This window comes from Actinoplanes nipponensis (assembly GCF_016862275.1).
GTDB lineage: Bacteria > Actinomycetota > Actinomycetes > Mycobacteriales > Micromonosporaceae > Actinoplanes > Actinoplanes nipponensis.
Map to the genome: position 1 here is coordinate 230,076 of NZ_BOMQ01000063.1, position 24,917 is coordinate 254,992.

Below are 24,917 nucleotides of genomic sequence, written 5' to 3' on the forward strand. Positions count from 1 at the left end.
CCCCCGTCAGGGCGTGCGGACGGGCACGACCAGCGGCCCCTGACCGCCGTCGATCACCCGGACCCGTACCCGGTAGTGCCGCGCCAGCAGCTCCTCGGTCAGCACCTCCCACGCGGTGCCCGCCGCCACCACCCGGCCGCCGGCCAGCAGCACCATCCGGTCGGCGTACTCGCCGGCGATGGACAGGTCGTGCATGGTGGCCAGCACCGTGAGGCCGCGCTCGCCGCGCAGCCGGTCGACCAGCTCCAGCACCTCCTGCTGGTGACCGATGTCCAGCGCGCTGGTCGGCTCGTCCAGCAGCAGGATGCGGGCGCCCTGGGCCAGCGCCCGGGCCAGGAAGGCCCGCTGCCGCTCCCCGCCGGAGAGCGTGTCGAGCCGCCGCCCCCGCAGGTCGAGCAGGTCCAGGGCGGACAGCACCTCGTCGACGGCGGCCAGGTCGGACGCCGATTCCCGGCCGAGCGCCGGGATGTAGGGGGTACGGCCGAGCAGCACGTAGTCGAGCACCAGCATCCCGGGCGGCACCACGGGCGACTGCGCGACCGTGGCGACGGTCCGGGCGCGTTCCCGGCGGGGCAGCCGGTCGAGCGGTACCCCGCCCAGACTCACCGCGCCCTGGCTGGGCAGCAGCCCGCCGACGGCCCGCAGCACCGTCGACTTGCCGGCGCCGTTGGGGCCGATGATCGTGACCCACTCCCCCGCCGCGACGTCCAGGTCGACGCCGTCGACGATGACCGCGCCGCCGAGCCGGACCCGCAGCCCCCGGACGCTGATCACGAGACCCGGCTCCGGCGCAGGACCACGGCGAAGAAGGGCGCGCCCAGGAACGCGGTGACCACGCCGATCGGGATCTCCGCCGGGCTCGCCAGGGTGCGGGCCAGCAGGTCGGTCAGGGCCAGGAACGCCCCGCCGAACAGCACCGACAGCGGCAGGATGGACCGGTAGCTCGGTCCGGCCAGCAGCCGCAGCGTGTGCGGCACGATGATGCCGACGAACCCGATCAGGCCGGAGACCGACACCGCGGCCGCCGTGCCCAGCGAGGCCGCGGCGATCAGCAGGTAGCGGCTGCGCTGCGGGTGCAGGCCCAGGCTGGTCGCCTCCTCGTCGCCGACGGTCAGCACGTCCAGCTCGCGGCGCTGGGACAGCACGATCGCCGCGGTCACCGCCGCGTAGGGCAGCACCAGCAGCACGTCGTGCCAGCCGGCGGTGGCGAGCCGGCCGAGCAGCCACGAGTACACCTCGCGCAGCGTCTCGATGTGCCGTTGCAGCAGGAACGTCTGGGCGGCGGCCAGGAAGGCGGACACGGCCACCCCGGACAGGATCAGCGTGGCCGGGGTCCGGGCCCGGCCGCCGGCGCCGCCGAGCAGCCAGGTGAGGGCGACAGCGACGACGGCCCCGACGAAGGCGGCCAGCGGCACGCCGAGGGGCAGCTCGGCGGTGGTGCCGCCGCCCGCCGACCGGAACGCGATCACGGCGGTCACGCCCAGCCCGGCCCCGGCCGCCACCCCGAGCAGGTGCGGGTCGGCCAGGGGGTTGCGGAAGACGCCCTGGTAGGCGGCCCCGGCGAGGGCCAGCAGCGCGCCGACCAGCAGGCCCAGCACGACCCGGGGCAGGCGGAGCTGGGTGATGATCGCGCTCTCCCGCTCGCTCAGGCCGCTGTGCAGGCGTACCCCGGGCAGCAGATCGAGCAGCTCGGCGGCGACGCCGGCCGGCGGCAGCGAGACCGGCCCGAGGGCGATCCCGGCGACCAGCGCGACCAGCACGGCCAGCACGCCCCCGGCCAGCCAGCCGGCCCGCAGCCCGGCGGGCGTCGAACCGGCCGGCCGGGGGCGGTCGGTCACGCCGGGACCTTGGCCACCGCGTCCGCGACGGCCTGGACGAGGTCGACCACCCGTGGCCCCCACCGCGAGGCGATGTCGTCGTCCAGGGCCACGATCCGGTCCTCCCGCACGGCGGTGATCGCCGACCAGCCCTTGCGCGCCTTGACCGTGGCCGGCGACTGCCCGCAGCACTTGCTGTCGGCCAGGAAGATCAGGTCGGGGTCGGCGGCGATCAGCGCCTCCGCGGACAGCTGCGGATAGCCGTTCTTGGCGCCGTCCGGGTCGGCGGCGTCCGCGACGTTGGTCAGCGCGAACATCCCGAGGATCGACCCGATGAACGTACGCGAGGTCGCCGAGTAGAGGGTCTGGTCGATCTCGTAGTAGTAACTGAGCGACCCGCTCCGCGCCGGCACCCCCTTGACGATCTTGTCGATCTGCGTCCGCATCCGCTCGACCAGCGCGCTCGCCTCGTCCCGATGCCCGGTCAACGTGCCGAGCTCGCCGATCTGCCGGTAGGAGTCGTCGAGCACCTTGGCGGCCGGCGCGAACAGCACCGGGATGCGCAGCTTGCCCAACTGGTCGATGATCTTGTCGAGGTCGTCCGAGACGACCACCAGGTCAGGGTTCTGCGCGGCGATGGCCTCCGCATTAGGCTTGAACCCGGACAACTCGGTGCGCGGCGCCTCCGCCGGATAGGTCGACTGGTCGTCCACGGCCACCACCTGCGGCCCGGCCCCGATGGCGAAGAGCATCTCGGTCGCGGTCGGCGCCAGCGACACGATCCGGTCCGGCCGCTCGGCCAACGTCACCGAACCGGCCGTGGCCGGGAAGGCGGCACTGCTCGCCCCGGCCACCGGCTTGTCATCGCCCGTCCCGCCGCCGGAACCGCCGCCGCATCCGGCAAGCAACAATCCGCCGGCCGCGATCACGGCCGTCAATACACGTCTCATCCTGGTCCTCCTGTCGGCCGAGGCTGCGGTGCTTCGCCGACCGGAGCAGGAGCCCGGCCCGCGAGGCGCCCCTCCCCGAGAGCGCTGAATCGCGACCGGCGTCCAGGCGACCTGGCTTGACCCCCGTCCCCGGGGGTTCACAGTTGCGGGACAGCGCCGGAATCCCACCGGCTTCGCTGCGACGCGGTCCTTGTGAACGTAGCCCAGGGTGGGTGGGGGTCCGGCAGCGACCGCCGGTATCGGTGAGCGGTGGTCGTTGTCAAGATCAAATTCTTCAAGGCCATGTCGTGCGTGGGTGCATGGTGCTGACCGTCGCTCCCGCCGAACGCGGGGTTCGTGCTTTGTTCCAGTCGGTTCGGGCCGGGTGCAGGGTGGGGCTTCACGTGCTGCCGTCTTGGGGCCTGGGTGCGGCAACCGCTCAGCCTTTGCTGGTCTGGCCTGCATGCCGCCTTGCCGTGCTTGACGATCATGCGCTTCGCCTCTGCCCCCTTGCCGGCTCCGCCTTTTGCAGCACCCCTCGCACGGCCCGCGTCCCCGCACGGCCCGCCGCCTCGCACGGCCCGCCGCCTCGCACGGCCCGCCGCCTCGCACGGCCCGCGTCCCCGTGCGGCCCGCCGCCCCGCACGGCCCGCCACCCGGCACGGCCCGCCGCCCGCCCGGCCCGCCGCTGGCAGAACCCAACTCCAGGCAGGCCCCAGCCGTCTGGCGCTGCCCGGTCTGGCGGCACTACCCAGAGGCTGCCCGCCATGTCGCAACTTCCGGCATCGGGCAGAGCTTCGCCGCCATGCTTGTTCGCCGCCATGCTTGTTCGCCGCCCTGCTCGCCGGGCCTGCCGCCGACGACGTGCTTCTCCGGCCAGATCTTGATGCACCGAATCGCCGAAAATGGCCCCCGCTCTACAAGATCCGCGCGGGCAGCGGGCAGAACGCGGTGAGGCTATCTCGCCACGTCCGCACCGCGGCGTCCCCGCCCACTACGCTGCGACCGTCACCCTGACGCGGCACACGAACTGAACCGGCGCCCCTTCGCTGAGCCCCGCATCTCCGATCGGGTCTGCGCGACGCCGGCCGGCGTGAAGTCCTCGTCGGTTCCCAGCCATCCAACCGGCACCTACCAGCGTCCGCCCGCCGAGCCTGCCCACCTGCTCAAGCGGCGCCCGGCTCTCCGCCGATCCCAACCACTCGGCCGGCAGCCACCCGCTCAGCAGCGCCCGTCCGCAGAACCGGCATCCGCTTGCTGAACCACCCAGCGTCCACCCACCACCACACGCCGCCATCGGATACCGCGGCAACCCGGGCGAGGTGACCGGCCGACCATAGGGCCACCCCGCCCGGGCAGCCAGGTGCGTGGTTGGAGGTCGCTACGGCAAGGGCCAGAACTTGGTCAGCAGCCGGCCGTCCACCGCGTCGACGGGGATGGTTCCCCATTGGCGGGAGTCCTGCGACACCACGCGGTGATCCCCCAGGACGAACAGCTCCCCGGCCGGTACGGTCACCGCCGCGCCGCAGTTCTCGGTCGCCGCCGGCGTGTCCAGGTACGGCTCGTTCAGGGCCGTTCCGTCGCGGTAGACCTGGCCCCCACGGCATTCGATGGTGTCGCCCGGCAGCCCGATGACGCGCTTGAGCACCGGGTATCCCGGCACCCGCGGGGTCGTGAACTCCACGATGTCGCCGTACCGGACGCCGGTCAGCCGGAAGCTCACCCGGTCGACCAGGATCCGGTCCTGCACCTGCACCGTCGGCTCCATCGAGCCGCTCGGGACGTAACGGGGGGTGAGCAGGAACTGGTTGACGACGACCGCCGCGGGCACGGACAGCAGCGCCGCGCCGACCAGCGCGCGCTGGAGGCGTACCCCTCTGGGCAGGGTTTTGATCCGCGCCCGGCGTTCGTGCCACACCGCGCGCAGGCCGCCCGCGGCCCAGCGCAGGGCTTCCCAGCGGCCGGTCGTCTGGTCGAACTCGGCGAGCGCCGCCTCGCCCCACGGACCACCCCGGTCGCGGCGCCCCCGTACCGCCGCGACCAGCACCGTCCGCGCCACCCGGCGCATCAGGCTTTCCTCGGCACGAACGCGGCCGCCGGGCCGCGCTGCTTGCGCGCCGCGGCCGTGAGGCGCTCGCGCGCCAGGGCCAGCCCGTCGGCGGTCAGCCGGTACGTGTGCCGCGGCGGCCGGCCCGGCTCGTCGGAGGCCTCCCAGTCGGTGTCGAGCAGTTGCTGCGCCGCCAGCCGCATGAGGATCGGGTAGAGGGTGCCCGATGCGAGGCCGGTCTCCCGGCTCAGGTCGTAGCCGTAGCGCCAGCGGTCGGGCTCGGTCAGCAGCGCCTCGAAGAGCCGCAACGTCTGCGGCGAGGCGTGGGTGGGTCTCGGCATGACCGAAACTCTACATAACTCGACTTACTGCGTCGACCCCTGACTCAGGCTGGCCAGCACCATGGCGATGACCTGCTCGTACGTCGTGTCGACATCCTCCGCGAGGCCGAATCCGCCGCCCGCCTCGAGGGTGGCGAAGCCGTGTGCGGCGACCCGCATCCGGCGGGTGGCGTGCACGGCCGCCACCTCGTCCAGGCCGTAGCCGCGCAGCACGGCGAAGAAGACGTCGAGCAGCTCGCGGGCCGCGCCGGCCAGGTCGTCGCGGTGCATGGGGTCGAGGGGGACCAGCGCGTAGCGGCCGGGGTGGTCCACCACGTAGCCGCGGTAGGCGCGCATCAGCGCCGCGACGGCATCGTCCCGGCTGCGGCCCATCACGACGGCGGAGAAGACGGCGGTCGTCTCGCGGAGCACCCGCAGGGCCATGAGCTCGCGCAGCTCGGCGAGGCTGCCGATGTGCTTGTAGAGCGAGGGCGCCGCCACGCCGGCCCGGTCGGCGACCGCCGCCAGGCTCAGCGCCTCCGGACCCTTCTCGTCCACCAGCGTCAGCGCGATCTCGACGACCGCGTCCGGCGACAGACCGGCCCTAGGCATGCAGACTACCTGTCATAGCTATCAGGCTATGACAGGTAGCCACTGCGCGCAACCGGATCAGCAGTACGTGGACTGCTTGCCGATCACCTTGTACGGGCAGTCCGCCGCCTCGGCCAGCAGCAGCGCGGCCTCCTTGTTGCGGCTGGTCTCCCGGGTGATCACGCTGGCGGGCGGGTAGAAGCCGCCGGCCGACGAGCTGGTCGGGTACATCTCGAAGGTGTACGCGAAGATCTTGTGCGTGCCCCACAGCCAGTCGAGGGAATCGCCGTCGGTGATGTAGAGATCGCTCGACTGCTCCGGGGTGTACCCGTTGGTGGCCGCCATCTGCCGGCCCAGCGTCGCGAACGTGTTGTTCTGGTCCGCCGTCATCCCGGTGGTGGTGTTCGCCGTGGTGTGCCCGAACGGCCAGAGCACCAGCTCGGAGTAGGTGTGGAAGTCCATGGCGGCCTTGATCTGCTGTACCCCGCCGACGACCCGGCTGTTGACGAAGTCGCGGACCGCCCGGGTCTCAGGCGCCGAGAACGCCGACGGGCCCCGGTACGTGTCCGACGAGGTGCTGCCGGACGAGCCGCCGCAGCAGCCCCACTTGTAGCCGTAGTTGCGGTTCAGGTCCGTGCCGATGTACGACGAACCGGAGTTGGGCTGGCGGTTCTTGCGCCACGAGCGGTAGCTGCCGGTGGCCACGTCGTACTCGGAGCCGTCCGGGTTCACCGACGGGATGATCCAGATCTCGCGGCTGTTGACCACGTTGCGGATCCGGGTGTCGGTGGCGTAGTTGTCCGCGTACAGGTGCAGCAGGTAGACCGCCATCTCCACGGTGAGGTGCTCGCGGGCGTGGTGGTTGGCGTCGTAGAGCACCTCGGGCTCGGCCTCGTCGGTGCCGACGTTGTCGGAGATCTTGACGGCGACGATGTCGCGGCCCTGGTACGTCTGGCCGAGCACCCGCTTGCTGGCGATCGCCGGGTACCGCGCCACGATGGCGTTCACCTCGGCGACCATCTCGCTGTAGTTGTGGTAAGCGGCGTCCCGCGACGGGAAGTCGAAGGTGGACACCTCACCGCTGGGCGTGGCGACGGCGGCGGGCTTGACGGTGAAGCCGAGCGCGCGCAGGGTCTTGACCTCGCGGCCGGTCGCGGTGATCTCCACGACCGAGTGCTCCATGCCGTCGATCGCGGCGCCGGTGCCCGCGATGACGTTGCGCTGGGCCAGCGTGCGCACGTCGTAGACCTCGTACGGGGCCGCGGCGTCGGCCGCCCGTGGCACCGCGGTGGCGGCCGGGGCGGTGACCGCGGATGCGGCGAGCATGGCCAGGCCGACGGTGGCAGCGGCGGCCAGAGCGGTGACGCGTCGTCGTCTCATGAACGACCTCCGGGGGGTGTCAGAGGGGGTTCGAACCCCGTCACTGCACCACCCGTCATCGACATTTGGCAATGCAACCCGGGCGGGCACGGTCATGCCAATGTGCCCCCTACGTCGACATGATGACCGCCCAACGGCAGCTCAGCCGCCGTCTCGGCCGATTGCGCCGCAGCCGGGGGACCGGCCGGCGCCGCGTCGAGACCACGGAGGTCGTGCCGGACGGCTCCGCCGAGGACCGCCGGCCGGCCGGGAGCGCCGGTCAGGAAGCGGCGTTGTCGCCCTTGTCGGCGCGGGCCGGAGCGCGCCCGTCCCCCGCAGCCGGCGTGCCGCCGGGCGCCTCGGCCGGCGTGCCGCCGGGCTCCGGTGTGGACAGCGTGCGCCCCCCGGCGGAAGCGGCCGGCGGGGTGACCGCCGCACGGTCACCGGCCGCGGCCGCCGCCTCGTCGCCGGCCAGCGCCGCCCGCAGCCGTTCCTTCTCCGCCTTGCGGCGCTCCGCCACCGTGCCGAGCTGCTCGGCCATCTCGTTGCGCCACTTCGCCAGCAGGAAGTACGAGAAACCCGCCGACGCCAGCAGCGCGATCATCGCCTTGACCAGGAAGGCCAGCGGGACCGGCAGCAGCAGCACGAAGACGACCACGAACAGGCCGAAGCGGCCGAGCGTGTACTTGACGGCGGGACTCATGACGAACTCCTGTCAGCCGGCACGGTGGCTGAGCCACCGCAGGCCGTAGAACCAGACCAGGCAGTAGACGACCGTCAGGCCGAGCGCGCCGACCGCGCCACTGACCAGCGGCGGGAACGTGGCGGCGGCCAGCCCGGCCAGGGTCATGCCGACCGCGATGCCGAAGCCGGCGGCGAGCGCCGCCACGACGATCCGGTACGCGCCGTAGCCGGCCGCGCGGAACTCCTCGGTGAACAGCCAGACCGGCAGGATCAGCGCGAGCCAGCCGCTGGACGAGCCGAAGTCGAACGCGCGGGCCAGCGACATGATGCCCTCGAAGACGAGCAGCACCACCACGCCGGTGACCAGGCCGGCGAGCGCGACACCCAGCAGATCACCGACGGTCACCAGGCGGCCGTCGGCGTCGCGGCGGGGGCGGCGCTCGCTCTTGGTCTCGGTCATGACAACAACGAGGGTACGCCCGGAGCGTCCCGCCGCTACGCCCAGACCTGCTGGGGCTCGCTGCGACGCTCGGCGAGCGACGTCGGCTTGTCGTACTCCCGGACGATCTCGTAACGGGTGTTGCGCTCGACCGGCTGGAAGCCCGCGTCCCAGATGATGTTCAGCAGGTCGTCTCGGTGCATCGTGGTCGGCGTGCCGTACGAGTCGGCGTCGTGGGTGATCTTGTATTCGACCACCGAGCCGTCCAGGTCGTCGGCGCCGAAGTTCAGCGACAGCTGAGCCACCGACAGGCCGTGCATGACCCAGAAGTTCTTCAGGTGCGGCACGTTGTCGAACATCAGCCGGGACACCGCGAAGGTGCGCAGCGACTCCGCCGGGGCGGCCATCGTGGTGCGCGCCTGGATCCGGTTACGGATCTTGCCGTCCGCCGAGTCGACGAAGTCGTGCTGGTAGCGCAGCGGGATGAAGACCGCGAAGCCCCCCGTCTCGTCCTGCAGCTCGCGCAGGCGCATGACGTGGTCGACCCGGTGCCGCGGCTCCTCGATGTGGCCGTACAGCATCGTCGCCGGGGTCTTCATGCCCTTCTCGTGGGCCAGCCGGTGGATCCGCGACCAGTCCTCCCAGTGGCAGTTGTGGTCGACGATGTGCTGGCGGACCTCCCAGTCGAAGATCTCCGCGCCGCCGCCGGTGAGCGACTCGAGCCCGGCGTCCATCAGCTCGTCGAGGATCTCGCTGGCCGGCAGGCCGCTGATCTTCTCGAACCACTGCACCTCGGTGGCGGTGAAGCACTTGAGCTTGACGTTGGGCAGCGCCGCCTTCAGCTCGCGCAGCACCTTGGGGTAGTACCGCCAGGGCAGCGTGGGGTGCAGGCCGTTGACGATGTGCAGCTCGGTCAGCTGCTCGTTCTCCATCTCCTTGGCCTTGCGCACGGCCTCGTCGATGCGCATCGTGTACGCGTCCTTCTCACCCGGCTTGCGCTGGAAGGAGCAGTACGCACAGCTGGCCGAGCAGACGTTGGTGAGGTTGAGGTGCCGGTTGACGTTGAACATCACCCGGTCGCCGTTGAGCTCGGTGCGCTTGTGGTGGGCCAGCCGGCCGAGCCAGGCGAGATCGTCGGACTCGTAGAGCGCGACGCCGTCCTCGCGGGTCAGCCGCTCGCCCGCGTAGACCTTGGCCTCCAGCTCACGCTTCAGTCCGACGTCCATCTGCGCCATGGTGCGCCCCTTTCACCCTCACTCGTGGTCGAGCGTACGTCCTGCCTCCGACAGATCGACGGGCCGGCGGGCACGGGGCGGCGGGGATCACGTCATGAACCTACGATTCACAGCGTCCTGTCATGTCCAATCAATCGACATCGGTGCACCGGTTGAGGTAGACCATTAATGGGACGGCAAGCGGTCGTGGGCGACGACCGCGGACGGGGAGCGCATGTCGATGAACCGGCAGGAACGAAGCGGACGAACGCGACGGACACGCCCGTGGTGGCGCCCGTTGGCGTACTCCGCTGCGTCTGCCACAGCCATCGCCGCTCTCTTCAGCCCCCTGCCGGCCGCCGCCGCACCGCCGGCCGCGCCGCCGGCGCCCGCGGTTCCCGACACCGGCTCCCGCCCGCTCGCCCAGGGCGCGCTCGTGCTGCCCGGCCAGCCGGCCGGCACGCTGCCGACCACCAGCACCCCGATCACCACCCCCGGCGTGGCCCTGACGCCGGTCATGGCGAAGATCGAGAAGGGCCGCACCGAGCTGGCCGGCCTGGGTGAGCGGCTCACCAAGGCCAAGGACGAGGTCGAGCTCAGCACCCAGCAGGTCGCCGTGGCGGACCAGAAGGTGACCCAGTCCGCCACCGCCGTCGCCCAGGCCAAGGAGGAGATGGCGCGGGCCGCGGCGGTCGCCGTCCGGGACGCCGCCGCCATGCCGCCCGGCTCGCTCGGCTCCGGCCTGTCGGACCTCGACTCCCTGGCCCGGATCAACCGCGGCGACTCCGCGACCCAGCAGGCCGCCAGCCGCCAGTTCGACCTCGCCCAGAACACGTACACGAGCGCCCTCGCCGAGCAGCAGGCCGCCCAGGCCCGGCACACCACTCTCATCGCCGCGCGCGACAAGCTGCAGCAGCAGGTCGACAAGAAGTCGGCCGCCCAGCAGAAGCTCGAGCAGCAGAACGCCGCCGCGATCGCCGCGTCCGACTCCGCCCAGGCCGCCCAGGACGCCCGGGCCGGCGCCGACTACCTGGCCGGGGCCAACGCCGGCCGGGGCGCCGACCCCCGCGCCCTCGCGGCGCTGCGGTTCGCACTGGCGCAGCGCGGCGACCCGTACGTGTGGTCCGAGGAGGGCCCGGACGCCTACGACTGCTCCGGGCTGATGTGGGCGGCGTACCGGTCGCCCGGCGCGGGCGATTTCAAGCTCACCCGGGTGTCGCGCGACCAGTACTTCCAGACCCGCGAGCGGGTCGTCGACCGCTACTCGCTGCTCCCGGGCGACCTGCTGTTCTTCAGTTCGTCGAGCAGCTGGCAGCAGATCCACCACGTCGCGATGTACGCGGGCAACGGCATGATGGTCGAGGCGCCGCGAACGGGCCTCAACGTGCGCCTCGTCCCGGTCCGCTGGACCAGGCTGTTCGGCGCGACCCGCATCTGGGGCTCGATCGAGGGCACCGTCGAGGGCCCGAACCTGGGCGCGCCCGATCCGGAGAAGCCGAGCGACCACAGCCCGACGAAGACCAGCAAGCCGAGCCCGTCGAAGTCCACCAGCAAGCCGCCGACCAGCCCGAGCACGTCGCCGTCGACCAGCAAGCCGACGACCAGCCCGAGCCCCTCGACGACGACCAGCAAGCCGGCGACCAGCCCGAGCACGTCGCAGCCGACGACGCCACCCACGACTGCCGCGCCGGCCACCTCGGCGACCTCGGCAAAGCCGTCGCCGGAGGAATCGGCGGAGAGCTCGCCCACCAAGGCCGAGACCTCCCCCACCAAGGCGGATACCTCCCCCACCAAGGCCGACTCCCCGTCGTCGACCGGCTCGGCCACGAAGTCCACCGAATCCAGCAGCGCGGCGACGAAGTCGGTGTCGCCCTCGGCCGAGGCGGCGGCCGTCTCGAAGTCGGCGGGGTCCTAGCGCCCGCGCCCCTCGCCAGTCATGATCTTCACGCGGAAGCGCACGACGCCGGGTGCGCTCATGAGCGCTGATGTGGCACGGTAGTTACCAAACGCCCGGCAATCGGTCTGCCCGGCGTCCGGCACATGGCGTCGGCACGCGGTGACGGCGATCGGGAGGACCCATGGACGAGCAGCTGGCGAAACCGGACAGCGACGGCAGCCGGCCGCCCGCTGCACGGCCGCCCGCGAGCGGCGCCGGGCCGAAGAACGATCAGGGGTACGAGCTGCCCCCACCGCCCGCACCCGGCGCGCTGTGGGCCCCGTCGCCCGGCGCCGAAGCGAGCAAGCCGGCAGCCCCGGCCGCCGCACCGACCGCCCGCGCGTCAGCCTCCGCGCCCGTCAGCACCGCGCCGAGCAGTGCCGCCCCGGCCAGCGCCGCCCCGGCCAGCGCCGCCTCGAGCAGCGCCGCGCCGGCCAGCGCCGCCCCGGCCAGCGCCGCCCCGGCCAGCGCCGCCCCGGCCAGCGCCGCCCCGAGCAGCGCGGCCTCGAGCAGCGCCGCCCTGAGCAGTGGCATGCCCAGTGGGCGGGCCTCGGTCTCCGGCGTCGTGCCCGCGCCCTCGAGCTCGGCCAGTGGTCTCGGCGGGGCGACCCGCCCGGTGTCGGTGGCCCCGAGCGCCAACGCGGCTCGCGCGAGCGTGCCCGGCTCCATCGACCCGGCCGGCGCGCGCGCCGCGACCTGGCCGAGCGGCCAGGCCAAGGTCTACGGCCGGGCCGCCACCAAGCCGGACACCGACCACACCGTCGACGGACCGGGCACGCCGGAGAGGCAGGCCGGGCGCGATGCCGGCCCGGCCGGCCGCATCAGCACGGACAAATCGGGTGCCCCCGCCTCAGCCCCGGCCAGCGCGGCCCCCGCCTCCGCCCCGGCCAGCGAGGCCCCCGCCTCCGCCCCGGCCAGCGCGGCCCCCGCCTCAGCCCCGGCCAGCGCGGCCCCCGCCTCAGCCCCGGCCAGCGCGGCCCCCGCCTCCGCCCCGGCCAGCGCGGCCCCGGCCAGCGCGGCCCCGGCCAGCGAGGCCCCGGCCCCGGCGACCGCGACCCCACCCGCCCGGTCGAGCACCTACACGGCCGCCAGCGCCAGGACCACCACTCCCGAGGCCGGCCCCGACAAGGCCACCACGGACAAGGCCACCACGGATAAGGCCACCCCGGACAACGCCGGGTCAGACCGGCCCGCCACGGACAACACCGGCACCGACAAGGCGGCCCCAAACATCGCCGCAATCGACACGGACGGCCAGGGCAAAACCGGCACCGACGCGTCCATCACCGACAAATCCGGCGCTCCCGCAACGGGTGCCGACAAGCCCGCCGCCGTGAGCTGGATGAGCCTCCGCGAGCGCCCGCACCAGCCTGCCCCCGCCGGCGACGCCGACCGTCCCGCGCACCGCGACGAGCCGGCCGGCCGCCCCCAGCGCAGCACCGCCGCGGATCGGGAAGAGCCCGACCCGGCCCTGCCGGAGCCCTCGACCCCCGAGCCGGTCAAGCCGGCCCCGCCAAAGCCCGAGCCCACCCGCCCGGAGCCGGCGCCCCTGCCCACCCCGAACCCGACCCCGGCACCCGCTCCAGGCCCCACACCCGCTCCGGGCCCCGCACCCAGCCCGGCGCCGCCGATCCCCGCGCCGCCGGCCCCGGCACCGCCCCGCCCGGGACCCCCGGGACCCGACCCCAGCCCCGCCCCGCCGGGCCCCGTGCCCCCCGGCCCCGGGCCCAGCCCGATCCCGCCCGGACCCGGCCCGAGCCCGATCCCGCCCGGCCCGGGCCCCGACCCCGTACCTCCGGGTCCCGGACCGTCGCCCGTGCCGCCCGGCCCCGGTCCGTCGCCGGTGCCCGGCCCGGCGCCGGCGCCCTTCCCGCCCCCGCCGATGATCTCCGGGTCGGGTGGCGCCCCGGCGCCGGGCGCCTACACCCTGCCGCCTGCCGGTCAGTACGGCGCCCCGGCTTCCCGCGGCAGCGGCTCGACTCCTTACGGGGTAGGCGCGTCGGGCGGCGCCCGGCAGCCGTTCGGCGGACCGGCGGCCCAGGTGAGCACCCCGCCCGCTCGGCCGGCGACCTACGGTTCGGGTGCCGCCGCGTCGGGATCCGGACAGCCGGCCGGGGTGCCGCAGCGCCTCGAGGGCACCGTCTACGGCGGCCTCGCCGACTACGCGCCGGCCGACATGACCATGCCCGTGACCATCAATCCGGTGGAGAACTCCGGTTCGCTCACCGGCCACATCCTGGCCCAGGGCTGGCGCGACGGGCCCGACACCCAGCGCCGCAGCAACGTCAAGGTGGTCGTGGCCATGCTGGTCGTGCTGCTCGTCCTGGTCGGCGTGAGCGTGCTTTTCCTCTTCACCGTGGGCGACGCGTTCAGCGACATGGTGGGCGGCGTCTTCCAGAGTTGATTTGTCGCCGGCGGCGCCAGCGCCTAAGCTGGCGAGGTTGCGCCGCAGGGTGAGTCTGCCCACTACCGGCGCGGAATGCGGGCAGTGTCCCACACGTTGACCCGTACACTGATGGAAGTAATTAACCTGGCGTGCCCTCAACGAGCACGCCACGGGCGTTCTTGCGGTCATTTCAGCGGCCGGCTGTTGGTAGCCGCGGCGGGCCATTCGCGAGCATGCGCCCCCGTAGAGAGGTTCTCTTGACCACTTTCGCTGATCCCAGCACGTTCCCGTCCGTTGAAGAAGTTCTCGCCGAGTCCGGCGACACCCTCAGCACCGAAGCCCCCGAGGCCCTCGTCGAGCCGGCCCCGGTTGAGCAGACCCCCACCTTCGCCGAGCTGGGTGTGCCCGCCGAGCTCGTCCGGGTGCTGAGCCGCGAGGGCATCACCGCCCCGTTCGAGATCCAGGCCGCCACCATGCCCGACGCCCTCGCCGGCCGGGACGTGCTCGGCCGGGGGCAGACCGGCTCCGGCAAGACGCTGGCGTTCGGCCTGCCGCTGCTGGCCCGCGTGGCCAAGAGCGGCCGGGCCCTGCCGCACCAGCCCAAGGCCCTGATCCTGGTGCCGACCCGCGAGCTGGCCATGCAGGTGGCCGACGCGCTGACCCCGCTCGGCCGCTCCGTCGGGGTCTTCCTGAAGACCGCCGTCGGCGGCGTGCCGTACGACCGGCAGATGGACGCGCTGCGGCGCGGCGTCGAGGTCATCGTCGCCACCCCGGGCCGCCTCGGCGACCTCATCGAGCGGGGCGCCTGCCGCCTCGACGCCGTCGAGGTCACCGTCCTGGACGAGGCCGACCAGATGGCCGACATGGGCTTCCTGCCCGAGGTCACCGAGCTGCTGAGCAAGACGCCGGCCGACGCGCAGCGCCTGCTCTTCTCGGCCACGCTCGACGGCGACGTCGACGCGCTGGTCAAGCGGTTCATGAACGACCCGGTGACGCACTCCACGAACCCGGCGGAGGCCAGCGTCTCCACGATGGAGCACCACATGCTCCTGATCCCGCCGCACGACAAGTTCCCGATCACCGCGTCGATCGCCAACCGGGAGGGCAAGACCATCGTCTTCGCCCGCACCCAGATGGGCGTCGACCGGCTGGTCGACCAGCTCGCGGCGGTCGGCGTGCGCGCCGGCGCGCTGCACGGCGGCAAGACCCAGCGGGTACGCACCCGCACGCTGGCCGAGTTCAAGGAAGGCCGGACGAACGTGCTGGTCGCCACGGACGTCGCGGCCCGCGGCATCCACGTCGACGGCATCTCGCTGGTCATGCACGTCGACCCGCCGAAGGACCCGAAGGACTACCTGCACCGCGCGGGCCGTACGGCGCGCGCCGGTGAGTCCGGCGCGGTCGTGACGCTGGTGCTGCCCAAGCAGCGCCGCACCACGGCGTCGATGATGCTCAAGGCCGGTGTCTCGCCGTCCGAGCTGCGCGTCCGGCTCGGCGACGACCAGCTGGCCGGCGTCACCGGGGCCCGTGAGCCCAGCGGTGTGCCGGTGAAGCTCGAGCCGGAGCCGCGCGAGCGGGGAGACCGTCCGCGTCGTTTCGGCGACCGTCCGCAGCGCGGTGGCTACGGCGACCGCCCGCGCACCGGCGGCAGCTACGGCGACCGTCCGCGCACCGGCGGCGACCGTTCGTTCGGCGACCGGCCCCGGGGCAGCTTCAGCGGCGGCACCGGCGGCGGCGACCGCAGCTACGGCGACCGCCCGCGCGGCGGCTCGTTCGGCGACCGGGACCGTTCGTTCGGTGACCGGCCCCGGAGCGAGCAGCGCACGTACGCCGACCGTCCGGCCGGCGACCGTTCGTACGCCGACCGTCCGGCCACCGGCGCCGTCGACCGCCCGTCCGGCGACCGTTCGTTCGCCGAGCGTCAGCGGGGCTTCGGCGACCGCACGGCCCGCAACCTGAGTGAGCGCCCCGGCGGCTTCCGGCGCGAGCCGGCCCGCAACGACCGGCGCGAGACCGGCAACGGCCGCTTCTCGCCCGGCCGCCCGGCGCACACCCACTGATCCACCGCACGTCCCGAAGGCCCCGGCGCTCAGCGTCGGGGCCTTCGCCGTGCGGGCGCCGGAGTGGTTTGTGCGCCGGGCCGCCGGAGCGGGTAGTTTCCCGGCATGGCCGTTCTGCCGGGTTCACTGTTCTGGGATCGTCGCGACACCTCCGGCGCCGAGCATGCGCTGGTGGACACGCAGGCCGGGCTGCACGCGCGGGGCACCGCGCTGGCCGTCGACCCGATTCCCTACAACGCCCGCTACGAGCTGCGGACCGACCCGGACTGGGTCACCACCGCGCTCGAGGTGAGCACCGAGGGCGCGGGCTGGAGCCGTACCCTGCGCCTGGAGTCGGAGGACGGCCGCTGGCGGACGTCGACCGCCGAGCGCGGTGATCTCGACGCGGCGCTGACCGCGGCCGGGCACGCCGGGGCCGGGCTGCCCGGCACCGAGGATCCGGACCTGCTGTTCGGGGCGTTCGATGTCGACCTGACCGGTTCGCCGCTGACCAACACGCTGCCGATCCGCCGGCTGGGGCTGCTCAAGTCGGAGCCGGGGGTGGCGCACCGGGTCAGCGTCGCCTGGGTGCTGCTGCCCAGCCTGGAGATCGTGCAGGTGGATCAGATCTACACCGCGCTGGGTGACGGGCGGGTGCGCTTCGCCAACGAGACGTTCAGCGCGGACCTGGTCGTGGACGACGAGGGCTTCGTGGTCGAATATCCGGGCCTGGCCCGGCGGGCCCGCTAGACCTTGTCGCGGATCCAGGCCATGCAGGTCTTGTCGATCGTCGCGAACGGCACACCGAACGCCTCCTGCGACGCCGGGTCGAGGTCGCGGCTCTCCCGCAGGTAGAGCCGGACGAACGTGAACAGCGCGCCCTGGCCGTACTTGCGGGCCAGGCAGTCGGCGGTGAAGTGGCCGAGCCCGTAGAAGGCGTCGCTGGCGTCGGGGCCGGCCTTGTCGCCCGGGGCCCGCGGGGCGATCGTGGTCGGGCGCTTGCCGCTGTCGAGCCAGGAACGGACGGCCGAGCGGCGCCAGCTCTCCGTGGCGGATCTCGGGTACCAGCCGATGTACTCGGCGATGCCTTCCTCGAGCCACATGTCGCCGGTGCCGGTGCTCGTGCGGTGGGCGCCGCCGAGGGTCACGACGTGGCCCAGCTCGTGCTGCATGGTGGTGGCCAGCACCTCGCTGTCGGAGCGGACGGCGGAGATGTTGAGCACGACGTCGCTGCCGGAGTCGCTCAGCGGGATCGCGTACCCGATCACCCACTTGTCGGTGATGCCGCCGTACCAGGTCTTCCACTGCTCGGGTCCGGCGACGTAGACGCGGTACCGGCGCTGCGGGTTGCCGACCATGACCGCGAAGCGGTCGTTGACGCGCGCGGCCTTCTCGGCCGCGGCCAGCACCTGCTTGAGGTACTTCCGCTCGCCGCGGCCGGCGGCGACGGTGACCCGCTGGCCGCTCCGGAAGACCAGGTCGCCGGACTCCCAGGGGGTGGGTTGCTGCTGGTCGCGGCTCTTCTTGGTGGTGAGATCCCAGATCAGGTACGCCGTGCCGACCTTCTTGAAGGTCAGCTTCTGGGTGATCGTCGGCGGCCCGTCGGACTCGTTGCCCTTGGCCCGCGGGCACTTGTCGGTGCTGAAGCAGTACGCGACCTCGGCGAACACGCTCAGCATGCCGCGCTTGGCGTCCAGCCGGGGGGAGGAGGTGCGGTAGTCGAAGTGGCTGACGCCCAGGCCGCGCAGCGAGCGGAACATCGAGCGGTACTGCCCGCGGAGCTTCCCGCGGGCCGGGTCGACCGCGGCCAGCCAGGCCCGCTCGTCGTTGCCGAGCAGGGCCGCCGCCTGCGCCTTCAACGCCGCGTTGGCGGCCTCGGCCGGGGTCGGCGGGGTCGCGGCGGCAGTGGGCGCCGGGCCGGCCGCTGCGGCCCGCTCGTCGAGTGACAGCGGGGAGCGGTTGACGTACACGATGCCGGCGCCGGCGGCGAGGGCGGCGGCCAGGCTCAGGGCGGCGCCGATCAGCAGGACCCGGCCGCGCCGCCGGGGCGCGGGCAGCGGCAGCGGCACGGCGCCGGGCACCAGCACGAGCGGCGGGAGATCACCGGTCTCGACCGGCGCCGGGCCGAGTGGATGCGTCGATGGGAAGTATTCGCTCGGCGGCGGCGTGCGCTGGCCGGGGATGGACGGGCCCGGCGGCGGGCCCCACGCGCCGGGCAGCGGCGATCCGGGCGGTGAGCCCCACGGGCCGGGCAGCGGCTGGGCGGGCGGCGCGACCGGAAATGCTGGTGCGGCGGGGACTTCCTCAGCGTCGTGCACTGCGCTCCTCGAACCCGAAACCCGTCACAGGACTCAGATCCTCCCAGGTACGCCGCCGCGCCGCTGCCCCCAATTCAGGCAGCTTGCCAGACCCCCGTGGCCAGGAACGTGTCGATCGCCGCGAGGTGGGGCTCCAGGCTGATGCCCTGGGCCGCGACCCAGGCGTCCGAGTAGTAGGTGTCCGCGTACCGTTCGCCGCCGTCGCAGATCAGCGTGACCACCGAGCCCTTGCGCCCGGCCGCCAGCATCTCGGCGATCAGGGCGAACGCGCCGCACAGGTTCGTGCCCGTGGAGCCGCCGACGCGGCGTCCGAGCACCGCCGAGCCGGCCCGCATCGCCGCCAGCGACGCCGCGTCCGGCACGTGCACCATCCGGTCGACCACGGCCGGCTGGAAGGAGGCCTCGACGCGGGGCCGGCCGATGCCCTCGATCCGCGAGCCGCGGCCGGTGGAGACGGTCCAGTCGCCGGAGCGGTACGCGGGCCAGAACGCCGAGCCCTCCGGGTCGACCACGCACAGCTTGGTGTCCAGCCGCCGGTAGCGGGCGTACCGGCCGATGGTCGCGCTGGTGCCGCCGGTGCCGGCGCCGACCACGATCCACGCCGGTACGGGGTGCCGCTCGAGCGCCAGCTGCAGATAGATCGACTCGGCGATGTTGTTGTTGCCCCGCCAGTCGGTGGCCCGCTCGGCGTGGGTGAACTGGTCCATGAAGTGGCCGCCGAGGTCGGCCGCGAGGGTACGGGCCGCCGCCACCACGGCCGTCGGGTCGGTGACGAGGTGGCACTTGCCGCCCTGGAACTCGATCAGCGAGATCTTCTCGGGCGACGTGCTCGCCGGCATCACGGCGATGAACTCCAGCCCCAGCATCCGGGCGAAGTACGCCTCGCTGACCGCGGTGGAGCCGGAGGACGCCTCGACCACCGGGGTGTGCGGGCCGATCCAGCCGTTGCAGAGGGCGTACAGGAAGAGCGAGCGCGCCAGCCGGTGCTTGAGCGAGCCGGTGGGGTGCGACGACTCGTCCTTGAGATACAGGTCGATGCCCCAGGAGCGGGGCAGCGGGAACGGCAGCAGGTGGGTGTCGGCCGAGCGGTTGGCGTCGGCCTCGACCAGCCCGATCGCCTCGCGGGCCCATTCGCGGGCGGTGTCGTCACATCGTTCGTGCAGGTCCATGGCTCAACCTAGCGCCGGGTCGAGGCCGGGTTGCGGCCGGTTCTCCCACTTGGTCGACAGGGCGATGGCCGTCCGGGTCGACGCCACGCCCCGGGTCCGGTTGATCCGCACGATCAGCTGTTCCAGCTCGGCGATCGTGCCGACCCGGACGGTGAGCTGGTACGACTCCACGCCGGCCATGAAGTAGCAGGACTCGATCTCCGGCATCACGCGCAGCGCGGACAGCACGTCGTCGGTGTCCGCGCCGGAGTCCTCGACGATGCCGATGAGCGCGGTGACGCCCAGCCCGATGGCCTCGTGCTCGACCTCGGCGCGGTACGCCCGGATCGTGCCGGCGGCTTCCAGCTTGCCCACCCGCTCGTGCACAGCGGGCGCGGAGAGCCCCACCTGCCGGGCGAGCTCCGCGTACGAGGAGCGGGCGTTCTCCCGCAGCAGGTCGATCAGGCGCAGGTCGATGGCGTCCATGGCATCAGAGGTTAGTGCGACACGTCCTGCTACCTCACGCCCGGTAGCGGGCTCGGAGCGCCGGACGCGGCAAGGATAATGGTCAACGTCGCAATCGGGGCTTTTTCCGCATTTCAGCGACTTGCTGTTTTTGGCGATGCTCTAATGGCACTACGTCCCGATCGAGCACGCCGACACGCACTGTGACCACCGGCGCTCCAACACGACGCGAGGAGAGGGCCGTGGACACAGGAGATCGACTGCTGACGCCCGGGGAGGTGGCCGCGCTGTTCCGGGTGGACCCGAAGACGGTCACGCGCTGGGCGGCCGCCGGACGTATCGGCAGCATCCGTACTCCGGGTGGCCACCGCCGGTTCCGCGAGTCCGAGGTGCGGGCGCTGCTCGAGGGCGACGGCGTGGTCGAGGAGATGCGCGAGGACGACGCGGCCAACCGCCCGCGCAACGGCGGGCCGGCCAATCCGGGCCAGAGCTACGGACCGCCCAACGGACTGCGCTGATTCAGCTCCCCGGCCCATCGCTTGAAGAGCCGGTGGGGTACGCCGAGAGCGTCCAGCACCTTGCCCGCCACGAAGTCGACCAGCTGGGCCGCGGTCGCCTGCGCCCCGGAACCGTAGAAGCCGGGGCTGGCGGGCAGCACCACCGCGCCGGCGTCGTGCAGGGCGATCAGGTGCTCCAGATGACTGCGGGTCACCGGGGTCTCCCGGGGCACCACCACGGTCCGGCGCCGCTCCTTGAGGTTCACCTCGGCGGCGCGCTGCAGCAGATCCTTGGACAAGCCGATCGCGATGCCCGCGCAGGCGGCCGTGCTCGCGGGCACGACCGCCATGCCCTTGGCCGGGTACGAGCCGCTGCTCGGGCCGGCCGCCAGGTCCCCCGCCGGCCAGTAGGCCAGGTCGCCCAGGTCGCGGCCGAGCCAGGCCGCCACGTCGTCCTTCCAGTGCGCGTCCCGTACGGTGGCGCCGGTCTCGTCGAGCAGCGTCAACCTGGCCGCCTTGGAGACGACCAGGTCGACGGCTTCGCCGGCATCGAGGAGCCCGCTCAGGACGGCCTTCGCGTACGGCGTGCCGGAAGCTCCGGAGACACCGACGATCCACGGGGTGCGCATCCTCCCAGCATGCCCCAGGAGATGATCAGCCGACGGCCTCCGTGGCCGCGAACCAGGTCGACCGGTCGGCGGGATTGGCGAACGTCACACTGTTGAGCATCTTGAGCATCTCGGTGTTGCCGATGAAGCCGCCGCCGTTGAGCTCGACGAAGAACTTCTTGTCGGCCGTGTAGCGGTAGCAGAGTCCTTCCTGCGGGCAGTAGGCGGCGGTACCGGGCGCGTCGTACTTCTGCTCCCGCGCCGGGTAGATCTGCAACGACAGGATCGGGAGCTGCTTGTCCCGCACGATGAACGGATCGCCGACGGTGCCGGTGAGCTTCTCGTACGGGAACTCGCCCTTGATCAGGCGCAGGTAGGACGTGCCGTCGAAGGTGGCCCCGAGGTAGTCCGACGTCGTCCCGGCGGCTCCGAGCGCGAAGCCCGCGGGCACGTAGCCCAGCCTGAGGCCGACCTTCACCGGCTGCTCGGCGCCCCCGGTGAGGCCCTGGGCGATCGACGCCAGCTTGGTCGCGGGGTACTTGAGCCCGCCCCCGACGATGACCTGCGCCCAGGCGTCGTCGGCGTACTTCCAGGTGTAGGTGGACTCGGCGTACGGCGCCGGGAGGCCGGGCTTGATCGCCTGCTTCTTCTCGCCCGCGTGGAAGTAGCCGGCGCCCGCCTTGGGGTCCTTGCGGGCCCGGGACGGGTCGAAGACGCCCTTCGCGTACGTCACCACGTGCCCGATGACGTTCGGGGCGTAGTAGCGGTCACCGTTCTCGTCCTCGTACGCCTGGCCCCGGCCCGGCGCCGTGATCGAGGCGACCTGGTAGCCCGGGGTCACCAGCACGGTGCCGTCGACGGTCAGGTCTCCCACCGTGTACTTCGCGAACGTGCCGGAGAAGGCGGTGGACGGATACGCGAACGGCGCCTTCGCCGGAGCCTTCGAGGCGGTGGTCGATCCGGCGTTCACCGTCGTGGACCTGCCGGAGCCGGCAGGCAACAGCTGCGGCACGGCGACAGCCGCGGCGACGGCCAGCACCGCGGCGGCCGATCCGGTGCCGGCCCACAGCGCCCGGCGCCGCTGCTGGCGCTTGCGCCCGGCCCGCAGCGCGTCCTGCACGCCGTAGCGCGGGGGCGGCGCATCCGCCTGGGCGTCCCTCAACATCTCAGACAGCTCGTGCGGCACGGTAATTCTCCCTACTGACGAACACCTCGGCGCCCATGGCGGCACGCAGCGCCTCCAGGCCCCGCGAGGTGTAGCTCTTGACGGTTCCTTCCGGGCACCCCAGGGCCTCGGCGGTCTCCTGGATGCTCAGCCCCTCCAGGTAGCGCAGGGTCAGCACGGCACGCAGCCGCGCGGGGATCTTCTGCAGGGCCTCGCGGATGCGCAGCCGTTCGTCGACCGCGTTGGTGTCGTCCCGCGCGTCGGGCCGGTCGGGCATGGCGTTGCTCTGCGCGCGCTCACGCCGCCACCACGGTCGCCGGGTCTCGTCGATCGCCGCGCGGACCACGGCGGTCCGCGCGTACGCGGCCGGGTTGTCGATGCGCCGCCACTTCACGTACAGCTTGGCCAGCGCGACGAGGACCGCGTCCTCGGCCGCCTGCCAGTCGCCGCAGGTGAGGTAGGCGAGCCCGCGCAGCGGCTCCATCTGCGCGGCTACGAAGTCGCTGAACTCCCGGTCTCTGTCACTCACAGCAGATAGACGGACGGCGGCCGCCGGAAAGTTACAGCAGAATCAGATCGAGCAGGGCGAAGACGAACAGGGCGATGCCCACGAAGCCGTTCGCCGTGAAGAAGGCCCGGTTGACCTTGGAGAGATCGCGCTCGGTGACCACGATGTGCTGGTACGCGAAGGCCACCGCGGTCAGCGCCAGGCCCACCCACCACAGCCAGCCCAGGCCGGCGAGCTGGCCGAACCACACGAACAGGGCGAACGTCAGCACGTGAGTGACCGTGGAGATGTGCAGCGCGGTGCGCACCCCGAAGCGGGCCGGCGTGGAGTGCACCCCGATCCGCCGGTCCACCTCGACGTCCTGGCAGGCGTAGATGATGTCGAAGCCGCCGATCCACAGCCCGACCGCGGCGCCCAGCACCCACGCCGGGCGGGAGCCGTCGAACGTACCGGTGATGGCCAGCCAGGCGCCGACCGGCGCGACCGCCTGGGCCAGCGCCAGCACGTAGTGCGGGAAGTCGGTGAACCGCTTCGCGTACGGGTAGATCACCAGCGGGATCACCGCGAGCGGCGACAGCAGCAGGCAGAGCGGGTTGAGCAGGCCCGCGGCCACGAAGAGCAGGACCAGGGACACCGCGGCGCCGGTCCAGGCCGTGCGCACGCTCACCGCCCCGGTGACCAGCTCGCGGTTGCGGGTACGGGGATTCTGCGCGTCGATCTTGCGGTCGAGGATCCGGTTGGCCGCCATGGCGAAGGTCCGCCCCGCCACCATGGCGATGGTGATCAGCAGCAGATCCAGCCAGCGGTAGTCGCCGTCCATCGCGACGAAAGCCGACAGGTACGCGAACGGCAGCGCGAAGACCGAGTGCTCGATCGCGACCAGGCGCAGGAACGAGCGCACGCGACCCGGGGCGGCCACTGTCACAGCCCGTATTCCTTCCACCGCTTGTCGACCAGCGCGACCACCTCGTCCGCCATGGTCATCTCCTCCGGCCAGCCACGGGTGTAGCCCTCGCCGGGCAGCTTACGGGTCGCGTCGAGCCCCGCCTTGCCACCCCAGAACTGCTGGTAGGAGGCGTGATCGAGGTGGTCCACCGGCCCCTGGGTGACGAGCAGGTCGTGGTCGTAGTCGACGTTGCCGAAGGCCCGGAACGCCACCTCGTTGTAGTCGTGCACGTCGCAGTCCTCGTCGACGACCACGATGAGCTTGGACAGCGACATCAGGTGGGCGCCCCAGACCGCGTTCATGATCTTCTGCGCGTGCTTCGGGTAGCGCTTGCGGATCGACACGATCACGCAGTTGTGGAACACCCCGGCGGCCGGCATGTCGTAGTCGACGATGTCCGGGATCAGCATCTTGAGCAGCGGCAGGAAGATCCGCTCGGTGGCCTTGCCGAGGCCGTGGTCCTCCTGCGGCGGCTTCGACGTGACGATGGACTGGTAGACCGGCTGCCGGCGCATGGTCATGCACTCGATGTGCAGCACCGGGAACGGCTCGACGGGCGTGTAGAAGCCGGTGTGGTCGCCGAACGGCCCCTCGGGCGCCCGCTCCCCCGGCTCCAGATAGCCCTCCAGGACGATCTGGGCCTGGGCCGGCACCTGCAGCGGCACGGTCACGCAGTCGACCATCTCGACCCGCTCCCCGCGCAGAAACCCGGCGAACAGGTATTCGTCGATGTCGCCGGGCAGCGGCGCGCTGGCCGCGTAGCTGACCACCGGGTCGCAGCCGATCGCGACCGCCACCGGCAGCCGCTCGCCGCGGCGCTCGGCGACCGCGTGGTGCGCGGTGCTGTCCTTGTGGATCTGCCAGTGCATGCCGAGCGTGTTCCGCGAGTGCTGCTGGAGGCGGTACAGGCCCAGGTTGCGCTTGCCGGTCTCCGGGTGCTTGGTGTGGGTCAGCCCGTAGTTGTGGAAGATGCCGCCGTCGCCCGGCCAGACCTGCAGGCCGGGCAGCTTGCCCAGGTCTACCTCGTCGCCCTTCAGCACGACCTCCTGGCAGGGGGCGCTCTTGACCTTCTTGGGCGGGACCGACTTGAGCTGGAGCACCTTGCCGATGCCCTCGCGGATGCCGGACCAGCCGACCGGCAGCTCGGGCTGGATCAGCGAGCCGATCCGGTTGCCGACGTCGTCGAGGCTGTCCACCCCGAGCGCCATCGCCATCCGCTTCTCCGTACCGAAGAGGTTGACGACGATCGGCATGTCACCGCGGGTCGGGCGCTCGAAGAGCAGGGCCGGGCCGCCGGCCCGCACGGTCCGGGTGACGATCTCGCTGATCTCCAGCGTCGGATCGACCGGCACGCGAACCCGGCGCAGCTCACCGGCGGCCTCCAGCGCCGCGATGAAGCTCTGCAGATCGTGGTACGGGAAGCCCTTGGCAGCCATGTTCCCAGTCTCGCACCACGGGACGGCAATTGATCAGCCGGCGGGAACCGTCACCGCGGGATCTC

General features: G+C 72.6%; 24 protein-coding genes, 1 pseudogene and 1 riboswitch. Of the genes and pseudogenes, 5 read left to right on the forward strand and 20 right to left on the reverse strand.

Features of this window, described 5'->3' with window-relative positions:
- Positions 1–6 precede the first annotated feature (6 nt).
- The 10 genes and pseudogenes from Ani05nite_RS27590 to mqnE all read right to left on the reverse strand — a co-directional run bounded on the left by Ani05nite_RS27590 (position 7) and on the right by mqnE (position 9,412).
- Complete coding sequence (locus Ani05nite_RS27590) at positions 7–771, reverse strand: ABC transporter ATP-binding protein (protein WP_203773201.1); 765 nt, start codon at positions 769–771, stop codon at positions 7–9.
- Positions 771–1,838 carry a FecCD family ABC transporter permease gene (locus Ani05nite_RS27595; protein WP_203773040.1) on the reverse strand — a complete coding sequence of 356 codons (1,068 nt, stop codon included), beginning with the start codon at positions 1,836–1,838 and terminating at the stop codon, positions 771–773. Before Ani05nite_RS27595 ends, Ani05nite_RS27590 begins: the two co-directional genes overlap by 1 nt.
- Positions 1,835–2,767, reverse strand: coding sequence for an ABC transporter substrate-binding protein (locus tag Ani05nite_RS27600; RefSeq protein WP_203773042.1), 933 nt, complete (start codon positions 2,765–2,767; stop codon positions 1,835–1,837). The genes Ani05nite_RS27595 and Ani05nite_RS27600 overlap by 4 nt, the downstream gene beginning before the upstream one ends.
- Positions 2,768–2,877: 110 nt before the next feature.
- Positions 2,878–2,939, reverse strand: a riboswitch (cobalamin riboswitch).
- A gap of 1,188 nt (positions 2,940–4,127) precedes the next feature.
- Positions 4,128–4,814: a signal peptidase I gene (lepB, locus tag Ani05nite_RS27605; protein WP_203773044.1), complete on the reverse strand. Its 687-nt coding sequence runs from the start codon at positions 4,812–4,814 to the stop codon at positions 4,128–4,130.
- Positions 4,814–5,134: a PadR family transcriptional regulator gene (locus Ani05nite_RS27610; protein ID WP_203773046.1), complete on the reverse strand. Its 321-nt coding sequence runs from the start codon at positions 5,132–5,134 to the stop codon at positions 4,814–4,816. The genes lepB and Ani05nite_RS27610 overlap by 1 nt, the downstream gene beginning before the upstream one ends.
- Positions 5,135–5,158: 24 nt before the next feature.
- Complete coding sequence (locus Ani05nite_RS27615) at positions 5,159–5,725, reverse strand: TetR/AcrR family transcriptional regulator (protein WP_203773048.1); 567 nt, start codon at positions 5,723–5,725, stop codon at positions 5,159–5,161.
- A 60-nt stretch (positions 5,726–5,785) separates the two neighbouring features.
- A pseudogene (locus Ani05nite_RS27620) lies at positions 5,786–7,084 on the reverse strand (M14 family metallopeptidase); the annotation flags it as partial.
- A 259-nt stretch (positions 7,085–7,343) separates the two neighbouring features.
- Positions 7,344–7,766: a DUF4229 domain-containing protein gene (locus Ani05nite_RS41425; RefSeq protein WP_239130677.1), complete on the reverse strand. Its 423-nt coding sequence runs from the start codon at positions 7,764–7,766 to the stop codon at positions 7,344–7,346.
- A gap of 12 nt (positions 7,767–7,778) precedes the next feature.
- On the reverse strand, positions 7,779–8,207 hold the full coding sequence (locus Ani05nite_RS27630) for a hypothetical protein (RefSeq protein ID WP_203773052.1): 429 nt from the start codon (positions 8,205–8,207) through the stop codon (positions 7,779–7,781).
- A 35-nt stretch (positions 8,208–8,242) separates the two neighbouring features.
- The gene (mqnE, locus tag Ani05nite_RS27635; RefSeq protein ID WP_203773054.1) at positions 8,243–9,412 is read right to left on the reverse strand and encodes an aminofutalosine synthase MqnE; all 1,170 of its coding nucleotides are present in this window, start codon (positions 9,410–9,412) and stop codon (positions 8,243–8,245) included.
- Between the two features lie 286 nt (positions 9,413–9,698).
- Here mqnE and Ani05nite_RS27640 point away from each other — a divergent pair, with 286 nt between their 5' ends.
- Entirely contained in the window at positions 9,699–11,315 is a 1,617-nt protein-coding gene (locus Ani05nite_RS27640; protein WP_239130678.1) for a C40 family peptidase, read from the forward strand.
- A gap of 252 nt (positions 11,316–11,567) precedes the next feature.
- Here the strand turns inward: Ani05nite_RS27640 and Ani05nite_RS27645 are convergent, their stop codons facing one another.
- Both Ani05nite_RS27645 and Ani05nite_RS41960 read right to left on the reverse strand, forming a co-directional pair.
- Complete coding sequence (locus tag Ani05nite_RS27645; RefSeq protein WP_203773056.1) at positions 11,568–12,053, reverse strand: hypothetical protein; 486 nt, start codon at positions 12,051–12,053, stop codon at positions 11,568–11,570.
- 3 nt (positions 12,054–12,056) lie between these two features.
- On the reverse strand, positions 12,057–12,413 hold the full coding sequence (locus Ani05nite_RS41960) for a hypothetical protein (protein ID WP_203773058.1): 357 nt from the start codon (positions 12,411–12,413) through the stop codon (positions 12,057–12,059).
- A gap of 1,039 nt (positions 12,414–13,452) precedes the next feature.
- On the opposite strand from Ani05nite_RS41960, the gene Ani05nite_RS27655 reads away from it, so the two are divergent.
- The 3 genes from Ani05nite_RS27655 (at position 13,453) to Ani05nite_RS27665 (ending at position 16,511) form a co-directional block, all read left to right on the forward strand.
- Positions 13,453–13,740 carry a hypothetical protein gene (locus tag Ani05nite_RS27655; protein WP_203773060.1) on the forward strand — a complete coding sequence of 96 codons (288 nt, stop codon included), beginning with the start codon at positions 13,453–13,455 and terminating at the stop codon, positions 13,738–13,740.
- Positions 13,741–13,979: 239 nt separating this feature from the next.
- A complete protein-coding gene (locus Ani05nite_RS27660; RefSeq protein ID WP_203773062.1) occupies positions 13,980–15,782 on the forward strand; it encodes a DEAD/DEAH box helicase in 1,803 nt (600 codons plus the stop codon).
- Between the two features lie 105 nt (positions 15,783–15,887).
- The gene (locus tag Ani05nite_RS27665) at positions 15,888–16,511 is read left to right on the forward strand and encodes a putative glycolipid-binding domain-containing protein (RefSeq protein WP_203773064.1); all 624 of its coding nucleotides are present in this window, start codon (positions 15,888–15,890) and stop codon (positions 16,509–16,511) included.
- Here the strand turns inward: Ani05nite_RS27665 and Ani05nite_RS27670 are convergent.
- From Ani05nite_RS27670 to Ani05nite_RS27680, 3 genes are all read right to left on the reverse strand, one after another.
- Positions 16,508–18,079 (reverse strand): hypothetical protein, encoded by a 1,572-nt coding sequence (locus tag Ani05nite_RS27670; RefSeq protein ID WP_203773066.1) that lies wholly within the window; start codon positions 18,077–18,079, stop codon positions 16,508–16,510. The genes Ani05nite_RS27665 and Ani05nite_RS27670 overlap by 4 nt on opposite strands.
- Before the next feature lie 74 nt (positions 18,080–18,153).
- Positions 18,154–19,248, reverse strand: coding sequence for an L-cysteine desulfhydrase Cds1 (gene cds1, locus Ani05nite_RS27675; RefSeq protein WP_203773069.1), 1,095 nt, complete (start codon positions 19,246–19,248; stop codon positions 18,154–18,156).
- A gap of 3 nt (positions 19,249–19,251) precedes the next feature.
- Positions 19,252–19,713 (reverse strand): Lrp/AsnC family transcriptional regulator, encoded by a 462-nt coding sequence (locus tag Ani05nite_RS27680; RefSeq protein ID WP_203773071.1) that lies wholly within the window; start codon positions 19,711–19,713, stop codon positions 19,252–19,254.
- 221 nt (positions 19,714–19,934) lie between these two features.
- Between Ani05nite_RS27680 and Ani05nite_RS27685 the strand changes: the two genes are divergently transcribed.
- Complete coding sequence (locus tag Ani05nite_RS27685) at positions 19,935–20,210, forward strand: BldC family transcriptional regulator (protein ID WP_203773073.1); 276 nt, start codon at positions 19,935–19,937, stop codon at positions 20,208–20,210.
- Here Ani05nite_RS27685 and Ani05nite_RS27690 read toward each other — a convergent pair.
- From Ani05nite_RS27690 to Ani05nite_RS27710, 5 genes are read right to left on the reverse strand one after another with little or no spacing between them, the layout of a single operon-like run.
- Complete coding sequence (locus tag Ani05nite_RS27690) at positions 20,183–20,818, reverse strand: UbiX family flavin prenyltransferase (protein WP_203773075.1); 636 nt, start codon at positions 20,816–20,818, stop codon at positions 20,183–20,185. The genes Ani05nite_RS27685 and Ani05nite_RS27690 overlap by 28 nt on opposite strands.
- Positions 20,819–20,843: 25 nt before the next feature.
- Positions 20,844–21,962, reverse strand: a complete 1,119-nt coding sequence (locus Ani05nite_RS27695; RefSeq protein ID WP_203773077.1) for a hypothetical protein — start codon at positions 21,960–21,962, stop codon at positions 20,844–20,846.
- Between the two features lies 1 nt (position 21,963).
- Positions 21,964–22,491, reverse strand: coding sequence for a SigE family RNA polymerase sigma factor (locus tag Ani05nite_RS27700; RefSeq protein WP_203773079.1), 528 nt, complete (start codon positions 22,489–22,491; stop codon positions 21,964–21,966).
- Positions 22,492–22,522: 31 nt separating this feature from the next.
- Positions 22,523–23,404: a menaquinone biosynthesis prenyltransferase MqnP gene (gene mqnP / locus Ani05nite_RS27705; protein WP_203773205.1), complete on the reverse strand. Its 882-nt coding sequence runs from the start codon at positions 23,402–23,404 to the stop codon at positions 22,523–22,525.
- Positions 23,392–24,852, reverse strand: coding sequence for a menaquinone biosynthesis decarboxylase (locus tag Ani05nite_RS27710; protein WP_203773081.1), 1,461 nt, complete (start codon positions 24,850–24,852; stop codon positions 23,392–23,394). The genes mqnP and Ani05nite_RS27710 overlap by 13 nt, the downstream gene beginning before the upstream one ends.
- Positions 24,853–24,917: the final 65 nt, after the last annotated feature.